The organism is Spiroplasma sabaudiense Ar-1343 (assembly GCF_000565215.1).
Classification (GTDB): domain Bacteria; phylum Bacillota_I; class Bacilli_A; order Mycoplasmatales; family Mycoplasmataceae; genus Spiroplasma_B; species Spiroplasma_B sabaudiense.
Window position 1 is genome coordinate 1 of the sequence record NZ_CP006934.1, and the last position, 18,783, is coordinate 18,783.

Annotated in this window: 15 protein-coding genes and 1 other RNA gene; all 16 read left to right on the forward strand. The window is 30.9% G+C overall.

The features are described from left to right. The 16 genes from dnaA to SSABA_RS00075 all read left to right on the forward strand — a co-directional run bounded on the left by dnaA (position 1) and on the right by SSABA_RS00075 (position 18,706). Complete coding sequence (gene dnaA, locus SSABA_RS05085; protein ID WP_025250555.1) at positions 1-1,332, forward strand: chromosomal replication initiator protein DnaA; 1,332 nt, start codon at positions 1-3, stop codon at positions 1,330-1,332. A gap of 129 nt (positions 1,333-1,461) precedes the next feature. Next, positions 1,462-2,583, forward strand: coding sequence for a DNA polymerase III subunit beta (gene dnaN, locus SSABA_RS00010; protein ID WP_025250556.1), 1,122 nt, complete (start codon positions 1,462-1,464; stop codon positions 2,581-2,583). A 175-nt stretch (positions 2,584-2,758) separates the two neighbouring features. Next, complete coding sequence (gene gyrB, locus SSABA_RS00015; RefSeq protein ID WP_025250557.1) at positions 2,759-4,660, forward strand: DNA topoisomerase (ATP-hydrolyzing) subunit B; 1,902 nt, start codon at positions 2,759-2,761, stop codon at positions 4,658-4,660. 27 nt (positions 4,661-4,687) lie between these two features. Continuing rightward, on the forward strand, positions 4,688-7,123 hold the full coding sequence (gene gyrA / locus SSABA_RS00020; protein WP_038673582.1) for a DNA gyrase subunit A: 2,436 nt from the start codon (positions 4,688-4,690) through the stop codon (positions 7,121-7,123). Between the two features lie 10 nt (positions 7,124-7,133). Then, positions 7,134-8,402, forward strand: coding sequence for a serine--tRNA ligase (gene serS, locus SSABA_RS00025; RefSeq protein WP_025250558.1), 1,269 nt, complete (start codon positions 7,134-7,136; stop codon positions 8,400-8,402). 134 nt (positions 8,403-8,536) lie between these two features. Continuing rightward, an RNA gene (gene ffs, locus SSABA_RS05050) (signal recognition particle sRNA small type) lies at positions 8,537-8,633 on the forward strand. 6 nt (positions 8,634-8,639) lie between these two features. Then, complete coding sequence (locus SSABA_RS00030) at positions 8,640-9,113, forward strand: nucleoside deaminase (RefSeq protein WP_025250559.1); 474 nt, start codon at positions 8,640-8,642, stop codon at positions 9,111-9,113. Continuing rightward, on the forward strand, positions 9,100-10,938 hold the full coding sequence (gene dnaX, locus SSABA_RS00035; RefSeq protein ID WP_025250560.1) for a DNA polymerase III subunit gamma/tau: 1,839 nt from the start codon (positions 9,100-9,102) through the stop codon (positions 10,936-10,938). Before SSABA_RS00030 ends, dnaX begins: the two co-directional genes overlap by 14 nt. A 7-nt stretch (positions 10,939-10,945) precedes the next feature. Further along, a complete protein-coding gene (gene recR, locus SSABA_RS00040; RefSeq protein ID WP_025250561.1) occupies positions 10,946-11,536 on the forward strand; it encodes a recombination mediator RecR in 591 nt (196 codons plus the stop codon). A gap of 4 nt (positions 11,537-11,540) precedes the next feature. Next, a complete protein-coding gene (gene tmk / locus SSABA_RS00045; protein WP_038673584.1) occupies positions 11,541-12,176 on the forward strand; it encodes a dTMP kinase in 636 nt (211 codons plus the stop codon). A gap of 3 nt (positions 12,177-12,179) precedes the next feature. Beyond that, a complete protein-coding gene (locus SSABA_RS04875; RefSeq protein ID WP_025250563.1) occupies positions 12,180-12,923 on the forward strand; it encodes a hypothetical protein in 744 nt (247 codons plus the stop codon). Next, on the forward strand, positions 12,924-13,646 hold the full coding sequence (locus SSABA_RS00055) for a tRNA1(Val) (adenine(37)-N6)-methyltransferase (RefSeq protein WP_025250564.1): 723 nt from the start codon (positions 12,924-12,926) through the stop codon (positions 13,644-13,646). 3 nt (positions 13,647-13,649) lie between these two features. Then, positions 13,650-14,825 carry a tRNA lysidine(34) synthetase TilS gene (tilS, locus tag SSABA_RS00060; protein ID WP_025250565.1) on the forward strand — a complete coding sequence of 392 codons (1,176 nt, stop codon included), beginning with the start codon at positions 13,650-13,652 and terminating at the stop codon, positions 14,823-14,825. Positions 14,826-14,889: 64 nt separating this feature from the next. After that, a complete protein-coding gene (gene ftsH / locus SSABA_RS00065; protein ID WP_025250566.1) occupies positions 14,890-16,806 on the forward strand; it encodes an ATP-dependent zinc metalloprotease FtsH in 1,917 nt (638 codons plus the stop codon). A 57-nt stretch (positions 16,807-16,863) separates the two neighbouring features. Beyond that, entirely contained in the window at positions 16,864-17,721 is an 858-nt protein-coding gene (locus SSABA_RS00070) for an Hsp33 family molecular chaperone HslO (RefSeq protein WP_025250567.1), read from the forward strand. Between the two features lie 46 nt (positions 17,722-17,767). After that, the gene (locus SSABA_RS00075; protein WP_025250568.1) at positions 17,768-18,706 is read left to right on the forward strand and encodes an ABC transporter ATP-binding protein; all 939 of its coding nucleotides are present in this window, start codon (positions 17,768-17,770) and stop codon (positions 18,704-18,706) included. The last annotated feature ends 77 nt before the right edge of the window (positions 18,707-18,783 follow it).

Below are 18,783 nucleotides of genomic sequence, written 5' to 3' on the forward strand. Positions count from 1 at the left end.
ATGCGCGAAGAAGAAATTTGAAGAAAATTAAAGGAATGACTAATATCCAGTGATTTAATAGACCATACTTCTTATCAAGAGTACGTTAAAACTGCAAGATTTTATATTAAAGAAGACAACGAATACTGAATTGTGTTGACTTCAGGAATGGGTAAAATTGTAATAGAAAACATTGCAGAGCAATTATTAAATGAGATAAGAAACATTACAAAAGAGGCTGCCACACTTAGATTATTAACTCCTGAAGAATATAATGTTGAAGAAGAAGTTAGAAAAATTAAAGATAGTAGCGATATCAAGGACAACTATGAATATTCTTTAGAAAACTTTGTAAAAGGGGATTCTAATATTCAAGCTTTCATGGCATCAAAAGCAGTTGCAACTGATTTGGGTCGTAAATGAAATCCGCTATTTATTTATGGGGATTCAGGGCTTGGAAAAACCCACTTAATCAAAGGGATTGAATATTTTGTTAAAACCCAAAAATCAGATAAAGATTTTCGCGTTAAATACACAACAAGTGAAGAATTTGGAAAATTAGTTGTTGATATTATTTCTCAGGGTCACAATTCAATAGAACAATTTGAAAAAAATTATGAAGAGTATGATGTTTTACTAATTGATGACATTCAATTTCTAGCAAACCGAGGTAAAACAAATGAAATATTTTTTAGAATATTTAACAGTTTTATTAATAACAAGAAACAAATTGTTTTTACCTCTGATAAATACCCAGAAGAATTAAACGGATTTGATCAAAGAATGATAACTAGGTTTAACTCCGGATTGAGTGTTGGTATAACTACTCCAGACTTTGAGACCGCAATTGGTATCATTAATAAAGAGTTGGATTCTCAAAATATTTCAATTACAGACGAGGCAAAGGGTTATATTGCAACCTATTTTAGTTCTGATGTTAGAAAAATTAAGGGAACTATCAATAAAATTTTGTTTTGAACCATTCAAAATAACTCTGGTGAACTAATAACCCTTGAACACGTGACAAATATCTTTAAAGATATTCCTGTAGTTTCGATTGGAAAAATGAATACCAGAAAAATAAAAGACGTTGTTGCTGAAAAATTCGGTGTAACAGTCAAAATGATTGATGGTAAATCAAGAATAGCTAATTTAGTAAATGCTCGACATTTGGCAATGTATTTAACAAAAATTCTGCTGAACCACAATTTAAGTGTAATTGGAAGTGAATTTGGAGGCAAAGATCACACCACAGTCATTAATGCAATTAACAATGTTGAAACCAAAATTTCAAAAGACAAAGAATACAAACGCATGGTTGAGCAAATCAAGAAGCGTTTGAGTTTAAAATAGTTGTTATTAACTTTTTGGAGTATGTTATTAAAATCTTGTTAAAGCCGGTCCTGGATTGGTTTTTTCGGGGTTTTCCACAAATTAACTGCATAATAATAATAGTAAATAATAATTTAAATAGGAGGATTTATGAATTTCAAAATTAAAAAAGGACGATTTTTAGAAGAGTTAAGTAAAGCTAGTAAAATTATTGACTTAAAATCTTCAAATCCGTCATTATTGGGAATATCAATCGAAGCATCAGTTGATAAAATCGTTATTATTTCAAGTAACGGAAGCATCTCAATTAAATCAAGCATTAGTAAAAAAGACTCAGGGTTAGAGGTTAATGAAGTTGGTAATATTCTTGTTAAAGGAAGATATCTAATCGAAATTCTAAGACGTATCGATGATCAGTTTATTGATATAACTTTAATTGAAAATAATCTGATTAAGGTTAAAGGTGAAAAAGCTGAATTTCATTTAAATATCTTAGATCATGAAGATTACCCTCTAATTGGTTTTAGAGAAAACGGTAACAAATTTACAATTTCTGCTAGTATCTTAAAAAAAGCAATGACACAGACTTTAATTTCAGTTGACGAAAATAATAAAAAATTGTCCCTGACAGGATTAAATTTTAGTGTTAGTGGTAATGAATTAAACATATCAGGAACAGATTCTTATCGTCTGTCGCAGAAAAAAATTATTTTAAGCGAAAGCCTAGAACGACTTGATATTAATGTGCCAATAAAAACTATTAATGAATTTATCAAAATTGTCTCTGATAAAGATGAGGTAGAATTTATTCAATCAGATGGTTATGTCACTTTAATTTTCGGAAATACAATTTTTCAATCAACAATTCTTGAAGGTCAATTTCCAGATATTAATGCAGCTTTTCCAAAAGACTTCAACTCAATTATTACTTTAGGGAATAAGGAGTTTGCAAAAGTTATTAGTCGCGCTGATATTCCAAGTGAAGAAAATAGCTCAACAGTTGTTAATTTAAAATTACAAGGTGATACTATTTTTATTAAATCAAATATCCAACAAATTGGTAATTTTGAAGAAGAGTTTCAAGAATTTGATTTAAAAGGATTAGATGACCAAAATATTAGCTTTAACTCAAAGTTTTTTATGGATGCAGTTCGTACTTTTGATACAAAGGTACTAGAAATTAAAATAATTGATAACAAAAAACCAATTTTAATTACTTCACCAGAAGATCACGGTTTAGTGCAGTTAGTTTTACCAATGTTCACAAATTAGTTTTTGGAAATTTAAAAAAATATGAAAAAATCACCATTTAAAGGTTTAAATAGGTATTTTAAAAACTTTTTGCAGTCTTTTAAGAAAGGATATTATTTATCATAATAATCTTTATCACAGGGGTTATTTTAATTATAAAAATGCTATAATCATAGGTGGAAAAGAGGTTATTTTGATGGAAGGAAAATATAGTTCATCGTCAATTCAAGTCTTAAAAGGTCTTGAAGCTGTTAGAAAAAGACCTGGAATGTATATTGGCTCAACAAACGAGGTAGGACTACATCATTTGATTTGAGAAATAATCGATAATTCAATTGATGAAACATTAGCAGGTTTTGCTGACTCAATTTCAGTTGTAATTACAGATAAAAATGAAATAATAGTTATGGATAATGGGCGAGGAATCCCAATTGACATTCACTCAGAAACAAATAAAAGCGCACTTGAAACCGTTTTTACTGTTTTGCATGCTGGAGGAAAATTTTCATCAGATACTTATAAAATTTCTGGTGGACTTCACGGGGTTGGAGCTTCAGTTGTTAATGCTTTAAGCCTTTATGTTGAAGTTTTGGTTTTAAGAGAAAATAAAATTCACCGTCAGTATTTTAGTGATGGGGGAACTAAAATTTCAAGTCTTGATGTAATTGGAAAAACAGATGCTCAAGGAACAATTGTGAAATTTAAACCAGATCCTGAAATTTTTAAGGATACAATAGATTTTAATTTTAAAACAATTCAAAACAAATTAAAACAAATGGCATTTTTAAATCGTGGAGTAACAATTCACTTATTTGATGAGCGCAACGGGAAAGAAGTATCTTATCACTTTGAAAACGGAATCGAAGACTATGTAACAGAAATTAATAGTGGTAAAAATAAAATTAATGAAAATGTTTTTTCAGTGGCAGAAACTTACAATCAAATTGCAATTGAATTTGCCTTGCAATACAATGATTCTTATTCAGAAAGTCTTTACTCATTTTGTAACAACATATTTACAAGTGAGGGAGGAACTCACGAAGAAGGACTTCGCCAAGCCTTAATCAAAGTAATAAATAACTATATAAACGATAGTGGTAAAAATCAAAAGAAAACCAAGTTTAATTGAGACGATATCAAAGAGGGAATTGTTTGTGTTTTATCAATAAAACATATGGATCCACAATTTGAAGGTCAAACAAAATCAAAGCTATCCAATATTGATGTTAAAGAAGCTGTTTCACAAGTAATTAGTGAAAAATTTAAAGAGTATTTATTAAAAAATCCAGAAGATAGTAAAAAAATTATTGAAAAAAATATGCTATCCCAGAAAGCAAGAATTGCAGCAATGCGTGCAAGAGAGGATACTCGTCGTAAATCTGCTTTAGATAATTTTTCCCTACCAGGAAAACTAGCAGATTGTGAGTCAAAGGATTCAGAACTTTGTGAACTATACCTAGTCGAAGGGGATTCAGCTGGGGGAAGTGCCAAAACAGGACGTAACCGAAAATACCAAGCAATTTTACCGCTTCGTGGTAAAGTTTTAAATGTTGAAAAAGTAAAAGAGAGTCGTGCCTTTGAAAACAATGAGATTCAATCAATTGTCACTGCTATTGGAACTGGAATCAAAGACAACCTAGATTTAGAAAAAATAAGATATAAAAAAATTATTATTATGACTGATGCTGATGTTGATGGAGCTCACATTAGAACGTTATTATTAACTTTCTTTTATCGTTATATGAACAAAATTGTCAAGAACGGAAACATTTATGTTGCCCAACCCCCATTATATAAAATTGAGGCTGGTAAAAAAAATGCTTACGCTTATAATGATCAAGAATTAGAACAACTAAAAGCAAATGAATTTAAAGATTTAAAATATACAATTCAACGTTATAAAGGATTAGGTGAAATGGACCCGATTCAATTGTGAGAAACAACAATGGATCCAGAACGCCGCACAATACTACAAATTGATGCCAATGAACCTTTCTTAGATAATGAAGTTTTTTCAAGTTTAATGGGAGAAAATATTGAGAGTCGACGTAAATTTATTACTGAAAATGCTCAATTTGTTGAAAACCTTGACTTTTAATTTCATAAATAGAAAAGAGGACTAAAAATGAGTGAAAAAGGTCATGATGGAAAAGTAGTATTAATGGATATTAAAACGGAAATGCAAAAAGACTTTTTAGAATACGCAATGAGCGTAATTGTTAGTCGAGCATTACCAGATTTGAAAGACGGTTTAAAACCAGTTCACCGAAGAATCATTTATGCAATGAATGACTTGGGAATTACTCATGACAAGCCGCATAAAAAATCAGCGCGTATTGTTGGGGAAGTAATTGGTAAGTATCACCCTCACGGGGACAGCTCAGTATATGAAGCCATGGTCCGAATGGCCCAAGATTTCTCATATCGCTATCCACTAGTTGATGGCCATGGGAACTTTGGTTCAATTGACGGAGATGGAGCCGCAGCCATGCGTTATACTGAAGCTCGTCTTTCTAAAGTTTCTGCACTAATAATTAAAGATATTGATATGGACACCATTCCATTTATTGATAATTATGACGCCAGTGAAACTGAACCTGGCTACTTACCTGGCTACTTACCAAATTTATTAGCTAACGGAGCAACAGGAATCGCTGTTGGAATGGCAACAAATATTCCACCACATAATTTAAAGGAATTACTGAGTGCAATCATTGCTTATATAAATAACAACGAGATCACAATTGATGAAATGTTGAATTATATCAAAGGACCTGATTTCCCAACTGGAGCGCTAATGACAAATGGTCACTTAATGCGCGAAGGTTATCGAACAGGGAGAGGTAGTTTAACTGTTCGAGCAAGAATTGATATTGACGAGACTGAAAAAAACAAGCGTTTAATCATTACAGAAATCCCTTATCAAACCAATAAAGCAAGAATTATTGAAAGAATTGCAGAATTAGCTAAAACAAAAACAATTCAAGAAATTTCAGACTTGCGTGACGAATCAAACTATGAAGGAATAAGAGTTGTAATTGAGTTAAAGCGTGATGCTAATGCCCAAATGGTTATTAATAAATTATATAAAATGACAAACTTGCAAATTAATTTTTCAATTAACATGGTTGCTTTAAATAATGGTGTTCCGTTATTAATGGATTTGAAAAAAATTATTAAAAACTATGTTAGTTATCAAATTCAAATAATTTTACGTCGAACTATTTTTGAAAAAAATAAGTTACAAAAAAAATTACATATTTTAACAGCTCTAGGGATTGCCTTAGATAACATAGATAAAATAATTGAAATTATTAGAAATTCTAAAACCAATGATATTGCAAAAGAAAAAATGACATCAGCATTTGGCTTTGATGACGAACAAAACAAAGCAATTTTAGAAATGCGTTTACAACGTCTTGTGGGATTGGAACGAGAAAAAATTATTCAAGAAATTTCAGACATTAAAATTAGAATTGAAGTTCTAGATAAAATTATTGCAAGCCCGGAAGAACAAAATCAGGTTCTAGTCAATCAGTTAAATGAAATTTCAAACAAATTTGGGGATAATCGTCGAACTGAAATAATTGACGAGATCTCAACTGAAATTGATAACGAAGAGTTAATTGCTGATAGTAAAATGATCATCACTCTTTCAAAAGAAGGTTACATTCGTCGAATTGAACCTAACGATTTTAAAATACAAAAACGCGGTGGTCGAGGAATTATTGTTAATGATCGCGAAACAGACCCGATTACAGTTGCGACAATGGGTAAAACTAGAGATGACCTATTATTATTTACTGACAAAGGAAAAGTTTATCGAATCAAAGCATACAACGTAACTCAATTTAGCAGAACCTCAAGAGGTTTACCAATTATAAATTATATAAATATAACTAAAGATGAAACTGTTACTTCAATTTTGCCTTTCAGAGATCGCAAAAACAAATACAAATTTTTAACTTTTGTTACAAAAGGTGGAATTGTAAAAAGAACACCAATTGAGGAATTTGCTTTAATAAATCAATCCGGTAAAATCACAATCAAATTAAAAGAAAATGATGAACTAATTTCAGTTATTCCAACTAACGGTGAAAACGATTTAATTATTGGAACTTACAAAGGTAAAGTAACAAGAATAAGCGAAGATAATATCAACATTTTATCGCGAAGCTCATTTGGAGTTAAGGGAATCAGTTTGGATAAAGAAGACTTTGTAATCGGATCTTGTACAAACTTTAATAGTAATTTGATTTCAACAATTTCAGACCGCGGAAGTGCCAAGAAAACTTCGGTTAGCGAATACAAAATTCTTGGTCGAAACTCTAAAGGAGTTAAGGCGATGAACCTAAATGAAAAAACCGGATTTTTCAAATCGATTTTATCAATTAGAGAAACCGACACAATTGTCATGATTTCATCTAAAGGTAATCTAATTAAAATACCGGTTTCAGAGTTGCCGTTATTATCTCGAAACACTCAAGGAGTTAAAGGGTTTAGATTAAATAATGACGAAGTAATTACAGCTGTTACACTAGAATGACAAAAAAACAAATAAGGAGATTATTATGCTTGATATAAATAAAGTAGAAGCAGATCTTGATGGTTATATTAAACAGTTAAGTAAACGTAATGCCGACTTCTCAGTTGCCTTAAAAAAAGCTGTTGAAAAAAACACAACTAGAAAAGATCTTTTAAAAAAAGTTGAATTAATGAAAGCGGAGAAAAACCAAATTTCTAAATTGATTCCAGAATTAATTAAAGAAGGAAAAAATGAAGTTGTTGAATCCAACAAGGCCAACGTAGTCAAAATTAATTCTGAGATTACTAAACTAGATAAAAGCATAAATTTAGTAAACGAAGAAATTACTGAGATTATGGCAGGAATTCCAAATTTACCACACTCAGAAATCAAGATTGGTAATGATGATAATGATAATTTTGAGATTAAAAGAGCAGGTCTAATGCCAATAAGAGAGTCAAGTCCAGAGCACTGAGACATAGCTACAACTCTTGGGATTGCCGATTTTGATTTAGGATCAAAGATATCTGGTTCAAGATTTATGGTTTATAAAAATGCTGGATCTAAAATGGTTCGAGCAATTATTGATATTTTGCTGAGTCATCATTCAAGCAACGGCTACCAAGAATTTTACTTACCGCTTATTGTAAATGAAATTAACATGTTTGGAACCGGACAGCTACCAAAGTTTGCAGACGACGCTTATAAAGTTGGGGATCAATATTTAATTCCTACAGCAGAGGTTCCTTTAACAAATATTCATCGAGATGAAATAATCAATCCGGATTTATTACCTATTAAATATACCGCCTACACCCAATGTTTTAGACAAGAAGCTGGAAGTGCTGGCCGAGATACAAAAGGGATGATTAGACTTCACCAGTTTAACAAAGTAGAGTTAGTAAAAATAGTTAAACCAGAAGACTCAATGTTGGAGTTAGAAAAACTACTAAAAGACGCTGAAGATATCTTGAATTTATTTAAGTTGCCATATCGAGTAGTGGAATTATGCGGTGGAGACTTAGGGTTTAGTGCAACTAAAACTTATGATTTAGAAGTTTGATTTCCAAGTCAGGCAAAATACCGTGAAATTTCATCTTGTTCTAATTGTGGAGATTTCCAAGCCCGAAGAATGAAAACAAGATATAAAGGGGAAAAAGGCAATGACTTTGTCCACACTTTAAACGGTTCGGGTGTTGCAATAGACCGCTTAATTGCAGCAATTTTAGAAAATTATTGAGATGGTGAAAAACTTGTTCTACCAGATGTTCTACAACCTTACTTTAATAATGAAAAATATTTAACAAAAAACTAGTTTTACTAGTTTTTTTTGTTTCACGTGAAACACTAGAGTTGATAAATAATTATTACTTATTTGTTTCACGTGAAACAAATAACAATAACTTTTTATATTTTTAATGATGAAATCTGCTCAAAAATATGGTAATATAAAAATGCCATAGTAAGGGTAACGTTTGAACCTGGTCAGGACCGGAAGGTAGCAGCCATAAGAATCTGTGCCTTGTACTTTGGCTTTTTTATTGGAGAAGTTATGAAAAAAAAATTACTTAATATTTTAAAGGATTTAACAGAGCAGACTAAGAACTCCCAAGACATTCCTGTTGCGGCAATTATTATTGATGACGATGGAAATGTATTAAGCCAAGCCTGTAATACAAGAGTAAAAAATAATTCATTAATTGAACACGCTGAAATAAATGCGCTAACTTCTGCGGTAGATAAAGTCAAAAGTTTCCATTTGGAAAAATATAAAATAGTAACAACTTTGGAACCTTGCCTAATGTGCCTGGGTGCTATTGAACAAGCTTATATTTCCGAAGTAATATACATCGTTGATAACCATAAACTAGGTCCATTGACTTGTCAAATGCTTGACAAAAGTACAAGCCGTTTAAAAATAACAAAATGAAATGATATAGAAGTTGAAGAGTATTTCATTTCAGAACTAAAAAATTTTTTCAAAAACTTAAGAGATCAAGGGGATGATAAATATGGAAGAAATTAAAAAATCACTATACCGAATTTACCGCCCGAAAAACTTTTCTGAAGTGGCTGGTCATGAAAATTTAAAGACTATTTTAATTAACGAAATCAAAACCAACTCCTTTCCCCACGCCTTGCTTTTTTCAGGGCAAAGAGGAACAGGTAAAACCTCGGTTGCAAAAATATTTGCTAAGGTCGTAAATTGTAACAATATTATTGAGGGTGAAGCTTGTCAAAATTGCGAGAGCTGTCGACTGGCTGATAATAATTCTCATCCTGATATTTTTGAAATCGATGCTGCATCAAATAACGGTGTTGACGAAATAAGAAATATTAAAACTAACGTTTCAACGTTACCGACTTTTTCAAAGTTTAAAATATATATTATTGATGAATTTCACATGCTAACCAATTCAGCCTTTAATGCATTGTTAAAAACTCTAGAAGAACCACCAACTCATGTCATTTTCATTTTGGCAACAACTGAATTAAATAAAATTCCAGCAACGATAATTTCTCGTTGCCAAGGATTCAACTTTAAAAAAATCAATCAAATGGCAATGACAAATAAGATTAAAGAAATTGCAAATTTAGAACAGGTTCAAATAACTGATGAAGCTGTCCAAGAAATTTATTATTTAGCTGACGGCTCTTTGAGAGATGCCTTGAATATTTTGGAGCAAGTGATGGTATTTCAAACCGGAGAAATTAGCTTAGATCATTTGAAAATGGTATTCAGTGTTGCCAGCAAAAAAGAAAAGCTAGACCTACTAGAAGATATTTTTAATTTTAGAAATGAAAAAATAATTTCTTATTTTGAGTCTGCCTTAAATCAAGGAATTGACTTTAGTGTCTTATCGCTTTCTTTGTTGGAAATATTAAAAGAAATAATTCAATATAAATTGACGCACAATTCAAATTTTATGAAAGTCTTGGATAAAAGCGAAGCAGAAAAATTCGAGAATTATCAAATCGAAAACTTTTTTAAAATTAGCGATGCGCTAAGTGAAGCATATGGAAAAACTAAATCAGGAAATACAAATCAAGACTACATGCTTGTTAGCATCTTAAAAGTAATATATCATTTAAATATAAAAAATATAAATAAAAAAGATGCAAATATAGTGTCTTCATTTGAAGAAAAAAGTACTTTTGAACAAATAACTCCCAATGATAATTTGAAATCAGAAGAGAATCCCATAGAAGAACTAAAAAGCTTTAAAAATCCTGAAGAACATACTGAAGCAGAGGATCATCAAAATATTGATGAAATAAAACTTCAAAAAATGATTCTAAGCGATATAGTTAAACACTCAACAAACCCATTATATAAAATTGTTATTAGTGACAAAAAAATTATTAATGTAATCCTTGGAGCTAAAAAAGAGCAAAGAAATTTAATTAACGAAAAAATTTCAGATATCTTCAAACTTGAAAACGGTCAGATATTTAGTAATCAAAAATTAGCAACAAAATTCAGATTGCTTTGAAACCACAAAATAACTGCTGTCAGTGATAGCGGAATTTTAATTGTTTGCGATCATGAGAAAGTTGCTGATTTATTAAACGAGTCTCTACAAGATTTAAATTACCGAGAAGCACTTTTTGATTTATTAAATTCTCCTTATGCTATTATTGCAATTTCAAAAAATAATTGAAATAATATTAAAGATGATTATTTAAAAATGAAAGAAAACAATGAATTGTGAAAATACCAAGATATCGAAATTAACTCTTTTTATGAGGGGATTATTAGAAAAAATAATAAGCTTTCAAATGAAGTTAACAGTTCGCTAGAAGAAATGAAAGATATTTTTGGGATCGAGAACATTAAAATTGTAGATTAGGTATAAAATGAAAGACAGCAAAATTGAAGAATTAATTTATAATTTAAGCCTGAATAAAGGCTTCAGTAAAAAAAACTCGGAACGTATTATTTTTGATTTAATTACTAGTAAAGATAGAATTGTCAAATTTAAAGATATAATAAATTATATCGAAGAAAGTTTATCAGAATGTCCCATCTGCTTTTACTATACAGAAAACCAGATTTGTGAAATTTGTCAAAACTCTCAAAGAGATAAAAACCAGATTTGTGTGGTAAGCTCAATTTCGGATGCTCACACAATCGAAAAATCAAATTTGTTTAAGGGAGTTTATCACGTTCTAAAGGGTGAAATTAACCTTAATAAAAACAAAACCCCAGACAAACTAACAATAAACGAACTACTTTCCCGGGTTAATGAAAACAGTGAAGTGATACTTGCTTTAAATAGTACATTCGAGGGAGAAGTAACGGCAAATTTTATTGCTGGGATTTTAAGAAAAAAAACAAAAAAAATAACCAGAATTGCAAAAGGAATTCCATTTGGTGGAATGTTAGATTATATAGATGATACGACTTTAAAAATAGCAATTAAAAATAGAGAAAAATACGAGGATTAAATAAATGATTTTTATTTCACTAGAAGGAATTGATGGCTCAGGAAAAACAACTATTGCCAAAATTGTCAAAGAAAAAATTTTAGAAAAAGGCTACGATGTTATTTTAACAAGAGAGCCTGGAGGAGAAGAAATTTCTGAAGCAATTCGCAAATTAATTTTAGATAAAAATAATACTAGTATGACACATTGAACTGAAGCCTTATTATATATTGCTTCAAGAAAGCAGCATGTTGATCGAAAAATCATTCCAGCGTTAAAAAGTGGCAAAGTTGTGATTTGCGATCGCTTTATGGATTCAACAACTGTTTATCAAGGTTATGCTCGCGGAATCGGAATGGCTGAAATTGATCAGGTTCAAAACGTGGTGATCGGCAGTGCTAAACCAGATTTAACGATTTTTTTTGATATCAATCCTAAAGAGGCGCAAATTAGATTAACATCACGTGTTAGATCTGCTGACCGCCTGGACTTAGAAGATGAGAAATTTCACCAAGTAGTCTATGAGGGTTATCAGTTATTAATCAGTAACAACACCGACCGAATCAAAGTTGTTGATGCTCGTAAATCAGTTAATGAAGTTGTTCAGCAAGTTGAGTTCCTAATTCTAGAAGCTCTTGAAGAAAGATTAAAAAAGTCATAAACAATGAGAGCTCCTGAATTAATTAAGAAAATTCAACAGTTGAGTTTAAGAAATTCTCTAAATCATGCCATCTTAATAAATTGCAACGATCAGGAATTAATGGATAAAAGCGCATTTGAAATAATCAGAATTTTATATTGTCCGCAAAAATCGCTGCCAAATGACAATTGCAATTACTGTATTCGGTTTTCTAAAAATTTGATAAGTGACATCATTTTGATTGGTGACGGTTTTTCAACAATCGGCAAGGACCAGGTTCAAGGGGTTATTAAACAACTTTCGCTTACTGCTCTAGAGAACCGGGGAGTGAAGATATACTGCTTGAGCAATGCTGAAAATTTAACAAACGAATCTGCAAATTCAATTTTGAAGTTTTTGGAAGAACCACCCCAAAACACAATGGCAATTTTAAAAACTAGAGATTTACAAAAATTAATTTCAACAATTAAATCACGCTGTCAAGTTTTTACTATTAGTTCGGATTTTTTGCCACTAAAGGAAAACAAATTAATAGAGCTTACTAAAATTGGTGATAAAGAAGAAATATTTCTTTTCGGTCAGGAGCTAGCTAAGCTAGACAAAAAAGAAATTCTAGAAATTGTTAGTGATTTTTATCGCTTTTATTGTCTTAAAAATAATCCAGAAATTGCTGAACTTTGTCTGCAATTTATTAATGATTTGGAAAACAAAATGCCTTTGAATTTAATAGTTGAAAACTTTTTAATTAAAATGAACGAGGTTCTGTAAATGAAAGTAGTTAACACAATCTTGGGTTATAAAGACCTTGTTTTAGTTCAAGACACAGATATGTTTCGGTTTTCTTTGGATACAATTCTTTTAGCTAGATTTGTTAAATTAAATTCAAAAACTAAAATGATTGCAGATTTTGGAACTAATAATGCTGTAATACCACTAATAATTTCAAAATACACAAATGCCAAAATAGTTGGCGTAGAAATTCAAAAAGATGCATTCAATATCGCGCTTGAAAATATTAAAAAAAACAATTTGCAAAGCAGAATCGAAGTTTTAAATCAAAATATCAAGGACTTTGCAAAATCACAAAATCACAATTTTGATATAGTAATTTGCAATCCGCCCTTTTTCAAGGTAAACGAGGGTTCAAATCTAAATGAGAAAAGCGAACTTCTAACACCTGCAAGGCACGAAACTCACATTAATCTTGAGGAAATCATTGCTTGTGCTGCTAAGTGTCTAAAACAAGGTGGTAGGTTTTCAATCGTCCATCGCGCAGAAAGGTTTGAAGAAATTTTAAACCACTTTAATAAATATGAAATTAAAGCAAAGAATTTACAATTTGTTTATTCAAAAGCGGGTCAAAAAGCTAAAACTGTGCTGATTGATGGTATTTACCAAGGTAACTCTGGAATAACAATTTTACCACCATTAATCGCCCATTATGATAACGGAGAATACACTAAAGAAGTCTTAGAATTGTTTGAGGATTAGTTTATGTTAAAAGAATTGGACTGAAAATCAAGATATTTAGTTGCTGTTTCTGGGGGCCCAGACAGCATTTTTCTTTTAACCAGAATTGTTGCTCACGAAAAATTTAAAAGTGAAAATTTTGTTATTTGCCATGTTAATTACAATTATCGATCAGACTCAATAAAAGATCAAAAAATTGTTGAGCAACTTTGTCACAAATACAATTTAAGACTTGAGGTAATGAATTTACAAAAGGACTATAAAAATTTAAAAGAAAATTTTGAAGATTTTGCTAGAAACGTCCGCTATAATTTTTTTATTGATTGTGCTCAAAAGTTTAATATTTGAAACTTGCTAGTTGCTCATAACTTGAATGATGTAATCGAAACTTATTTGCTACAAAAAATTAGAAATAACATTGTTGAAACTTATGGAATTGCGAAGATCAGTCACTACCAAAATTTAAAAATTATAAGACCGCTTTTAGAAAAAACTAAATCATCGATATTAAAAACCTTAGATTCAGAAAACATTGCTTATGCTATTGATTCAACTAATTTTGATGAAAAGTTTTTGCGAAATAAGATTCGCAAAAACTTAGAAGAATCAGAATTTCAATCTTACTCTCGAGAAATCAAGTTGGCAAATATAGAAATGAAAAAAATGCAGGTTAAAAGAGATCGGTTTCTCAAAGAAAATCAATCAGAAAATATTTTAAAAATAAATCAATTAGATAAGCAAAGCGATTTTTCTCAAAAAATGATAATTGCAAAATTCATTCTAGAATCACCTTTTAAAGATGTTTTAGTTTTTAGTAAAAAAAAGTTGCTTTCTGAAATTCAAAAAATTTGTATTAGCACAAAACCTTTTATTTTAATAAAAACCAAGGATAATATAATCATGAAGGATTTTAACGAGTTAAAACTTATAAAAAAAACTGAGATTCAAACGAAAACTAATTTAGTTAATTCCGCCAAAGAACTCGGTGAATTTATCGATTTGGGGGAGGAATTTTTGATAACGCAAATTAATTTTCCTGTTTGAATTTCAAACGACTACAACAAATTCAAAACAAACCCTAGATTTAACAACAAAACCCTATCAAAAATTTATAGTGGACGAAAAAAAAATTACTTTGATCGTCTAAAAATTTTTTTTATTTTAGATTATGAGCAAAAATCGATTTTATACATTTTTTAATATGCTTTTATTAATTGAATTAAAATGTTATTATAATAGTGATTTTTAGAAAATGGTGAATTAAATGAAGAACAAAAAAATCAATTACTGGTGAATTATACTGCTATGTTTAGCATTAGTAATTATTGCAGCTTGAATATTTCAATCAATCGCTGGAACGCAAGAACAGCTAACAATTGAAAGATTTCTTGAGCTATTAAATAGCCCAGATCACAGAATGTATAATGTCTCAATTGTTTATGGTCAAAACGGAGTTATTCAGATAAGCGGAATACTTCAAAATAATGCCAACAATACCGTTAAACAATTCTTTTTAAATATGGGGGAAGGGCAATTTCAGGACTTACAAAATGAATCTCCAGCATTTAAGGCTTTTGTTCAAGGGGCACATGTCGTTGTAAATAGTGGATCATCAATACTTGGTGTATTTTTACAATTGCTACCATTTATATTATTAATTGTATTTTATGTAATAATTTTCAGATCAATGAAAGGCGGAGCTGGAGCTGGTGGAGGCGTATTTGGTATGGGTAAAAACCGTGCCAGAGAAGCAAAATCAAATGTTAAATTTTCAGACATCGCTGGGATTACAGAAGAAAAACAAGAACTATTAGAATTAGTTGATTATTTAAAAAACCCTAAAAAATATGACGATCAAGGCGCTAGAGCTCCTAAAGGAGTTCTAATGGAAGGTCCACCAGGAACTGGTAAAACCCTATTAGCTAAAGCTGTTGCCGGTGAAGCTGGTGTTGCGTTTTTCTCAATTTCTGGTTCTGAATTTGAAGAAATGTTTGTTGGTGTAGGAGCGAGCCGTGTTCGTGAAATGTTCTCAGAAGCGAAAAAAGCGGCACCCTGCATTATTTTCATTGATGAAATTGATGCTGTTGGTCGTAAACGTAGCCAGTCAATTGGTAGTGGAACAAGCGAACAAACTTTAAACCAACTTTTAGTTGAAATGGATGGTTTTGGAACTAATTCAGGGGTAATTGTAATGGCTGCTACAAATAGAGTTGATGTCTTAGATGCTGCGCTGTTAAGACCTGGTCGTTTCGACAGAACAATCCAAATCTCACTTCCCGATATTAGAGAGCGTGAAGCCATTTTAAAACTTCATTCTAAAAATAAAATAATATCACCATCAATCGATTGAAAAAGAATTGCTGAAAGAACCCCTGGATTCTCAGGAGCTCAGTTAGAAAACGTTTTAAACGAGGCTGCAATACTTGTGGTTCGTGAAGGTAAGAAATTAATTGGTTTGGCAGAAATTGATGAAGCAATCGATCGTGTTGTTGGGGGACCTGCTAAAAAATCTCGTGCAATGACAATGATGGACAAAGACATTGTTTCATACCATGAAGCGGGTCATGCAGTAATTGGATTGAAACTTGAAAGTGCAAGTAAAGTTCAAAAAGTAACAATAATACCTCGTGGTAATGCGGGAGGATACACAATTATGACTCCAAAGGATGAAAGTGTTTTCTCTTCAAAAGAGGACCTCTTTGCATCCATTACTGGTTATCTTGGTGGTCGTGCGGCTGAAGAATTTATATTTGGAAAAAATAAAATTACAACAGGAGCACATGACGATTTAGATAAGGCAACAAACATTGCTCGAAGAATGGTAACTCAGTTTGGGATGTCAACTTTAGGATTGACAAAATTTGTCACAATGTCTGAGGAAGCTTTTGGTCAAACCAAAGGGGTCTATTCAGATGAAACCGCATTAAAAATTGACTTAGAAATTCAAAAAATGCTTGAAGCGTGTTATAAGTCGGCTTTTGATATTATTAAATCTAATAAAAAAACTCTGGAACTAATTGCTGAATCACTTCGTGTTTTAGAAACAATTACAGCAGAGCAAATTGATTACATTAATGAAAAAAATAAATTACCAAAAGAAGTCGAAGAAGAAAAACTTCGCCAAGAAGAGTATAAAAGAAAAGAAGAAAATGGGGAAATCTTAGAATTTACCCCAGATTAAAAAAGGTCTGTTTTTGCAGACCTTTTGCTAAAATTATAGAAAAGAATAGAGGTTTTTATGGATCTAGAAGTTAGAGCGCTAAGCCAAAGCCATAATTTAAAAATTAGTATTGTTGATTTAAGCGAATCAGTTCAGGAGATAATTAAGCTCCAAGATAGTAACTCTTTGGCCAGTATTGCCTTAGGAAAATTAGTTATTGCCAATTGCTTAATTGGGGCTGATTTAAAGGAAAATAATAAAGTTACTTCAAATATTAATGGGGCTGGCCTTGCAGGAACCATGATAGCTGAATTTCAAAATAAAACAGTTCGAGGCTATATTCAAGTTCCAAATTTTGATTTAAATGAAATTAAAGAAAAAGATGGAAGTCCTTTGAGCCAAGTCGTTGGAAAAATTGGCTTTTTGCAAGTTTCAAAAGATATTAATATGAAAGAACCGTATATTTCAAAAGTTCAAATTGTCAATGGTGAGATAAATATTGACTATATGTACCTATTAAATCAAAGCGATCAAGTTCCGTCTTTAATATCAAGTTTAGTGGAACTAAATGAGGCCAACGAAGTAATAAAAGCCGCTGGAATTATGATTCAAATGCTGCCTGGACACAGTGAAGCTGATATTGAGTTTTTAGAAGAAAAACTCGGCTCTCTGGACCACCTTCTAGATACCTTAAAAAAAACAACTGTTTATGAAGAGTTAATAAAAGATATTGCAAGCGATGCTAAAATACTTGAAGTTAATCAATTAAAATACAAGTGTACTTGTTCAAAAGATAAAGTACTTGCAACAATTTTATTGCTTGGCGAAGATGAACTGCAAAATATCATTAACACTGATGAGTTTGTTGAAGTTGTGTGCGATTTTTGTAAATTAAAGTATAATATTTCAGGAGAAGAAATTAAAAAAATTATTTAACTCAAAATATGATATCATTTTAAAAAGAAATAATAAGGAGAAAAATATGAACAATAAAGAAAAAAATGTTGCCATCAATCCAGAAGGAGAATTCGAAGTAAGAAATCCAGAAAGCGAATTTATTGTAACAGAACCCTTTATTACATCCGAAGAAGGTGTTAAGGCTATCAAAGCTAAAAATAAACATCAAAAACAATTAACAAATAAATATTCAAAACAAATCCTTGAGGGAAAAGTTGTTTCTACTTCGGGTTCAAAACCCTATTTAGACAAAAATGTTATTGAACTTGTTGGGGTAAAAAAATCATATGTAACTGGTGATGTTGAAACTCCGGTTTTAAAAGGTGTAGACATAACTTTTAAAAAAGGAAGTTTTATAGTGATTTTGGGACCATCAGGTTCAGGAAAAACCACACTGCTTAATTTAATTTCTGGTCTTGACAAAACTAGTGAAGGTGATGTTTTTGTTCTTGGTTCAAACTTATCTCTATTAAAAGATTCGCATTTAACAAAATTTAGAAGAGACAATGTGGGTTTTATTTTTCAACAATACAACTTGTTGGCTAACTTAACTGCTAAAGAAAATGCAGAAGTTGGAGAAAATTTAAGTAAAAACAAAAACAAAGATATGACAATTGAAGACATTTTTGAAACAATTGGAATGAAAGAACAAATGAACAAATATCCACACCAAATGTCGGGTGGTCAACAACAAAGGGTTTCGATCGCCAGAGCCTTGGCTAAAAATCCTGATATCTTATTTGGAGATGAACCTACTGGTGCATTGGATGAGGAAATGGGCCGAAAGGTTTTAGAAATTTTAATCCAAGTAAATGCTAAATATAAAACAACAGTTATTATTGTAACTCATAACCCAAATATTGCAGATATTGCAAACACTGTGGTTCATGTTCGTAATGGATTGATCGACGAAGTTAAAAACAATCCCAAACCAAAAAAACCTTCAGAAATTGATTGATCATAAAAAAAACAACGTTTACCGCAGTTCTAAGCTTTTAAACGTTGTTTTATTTTTAAAACCATTTAAAATTTTTTAACAAA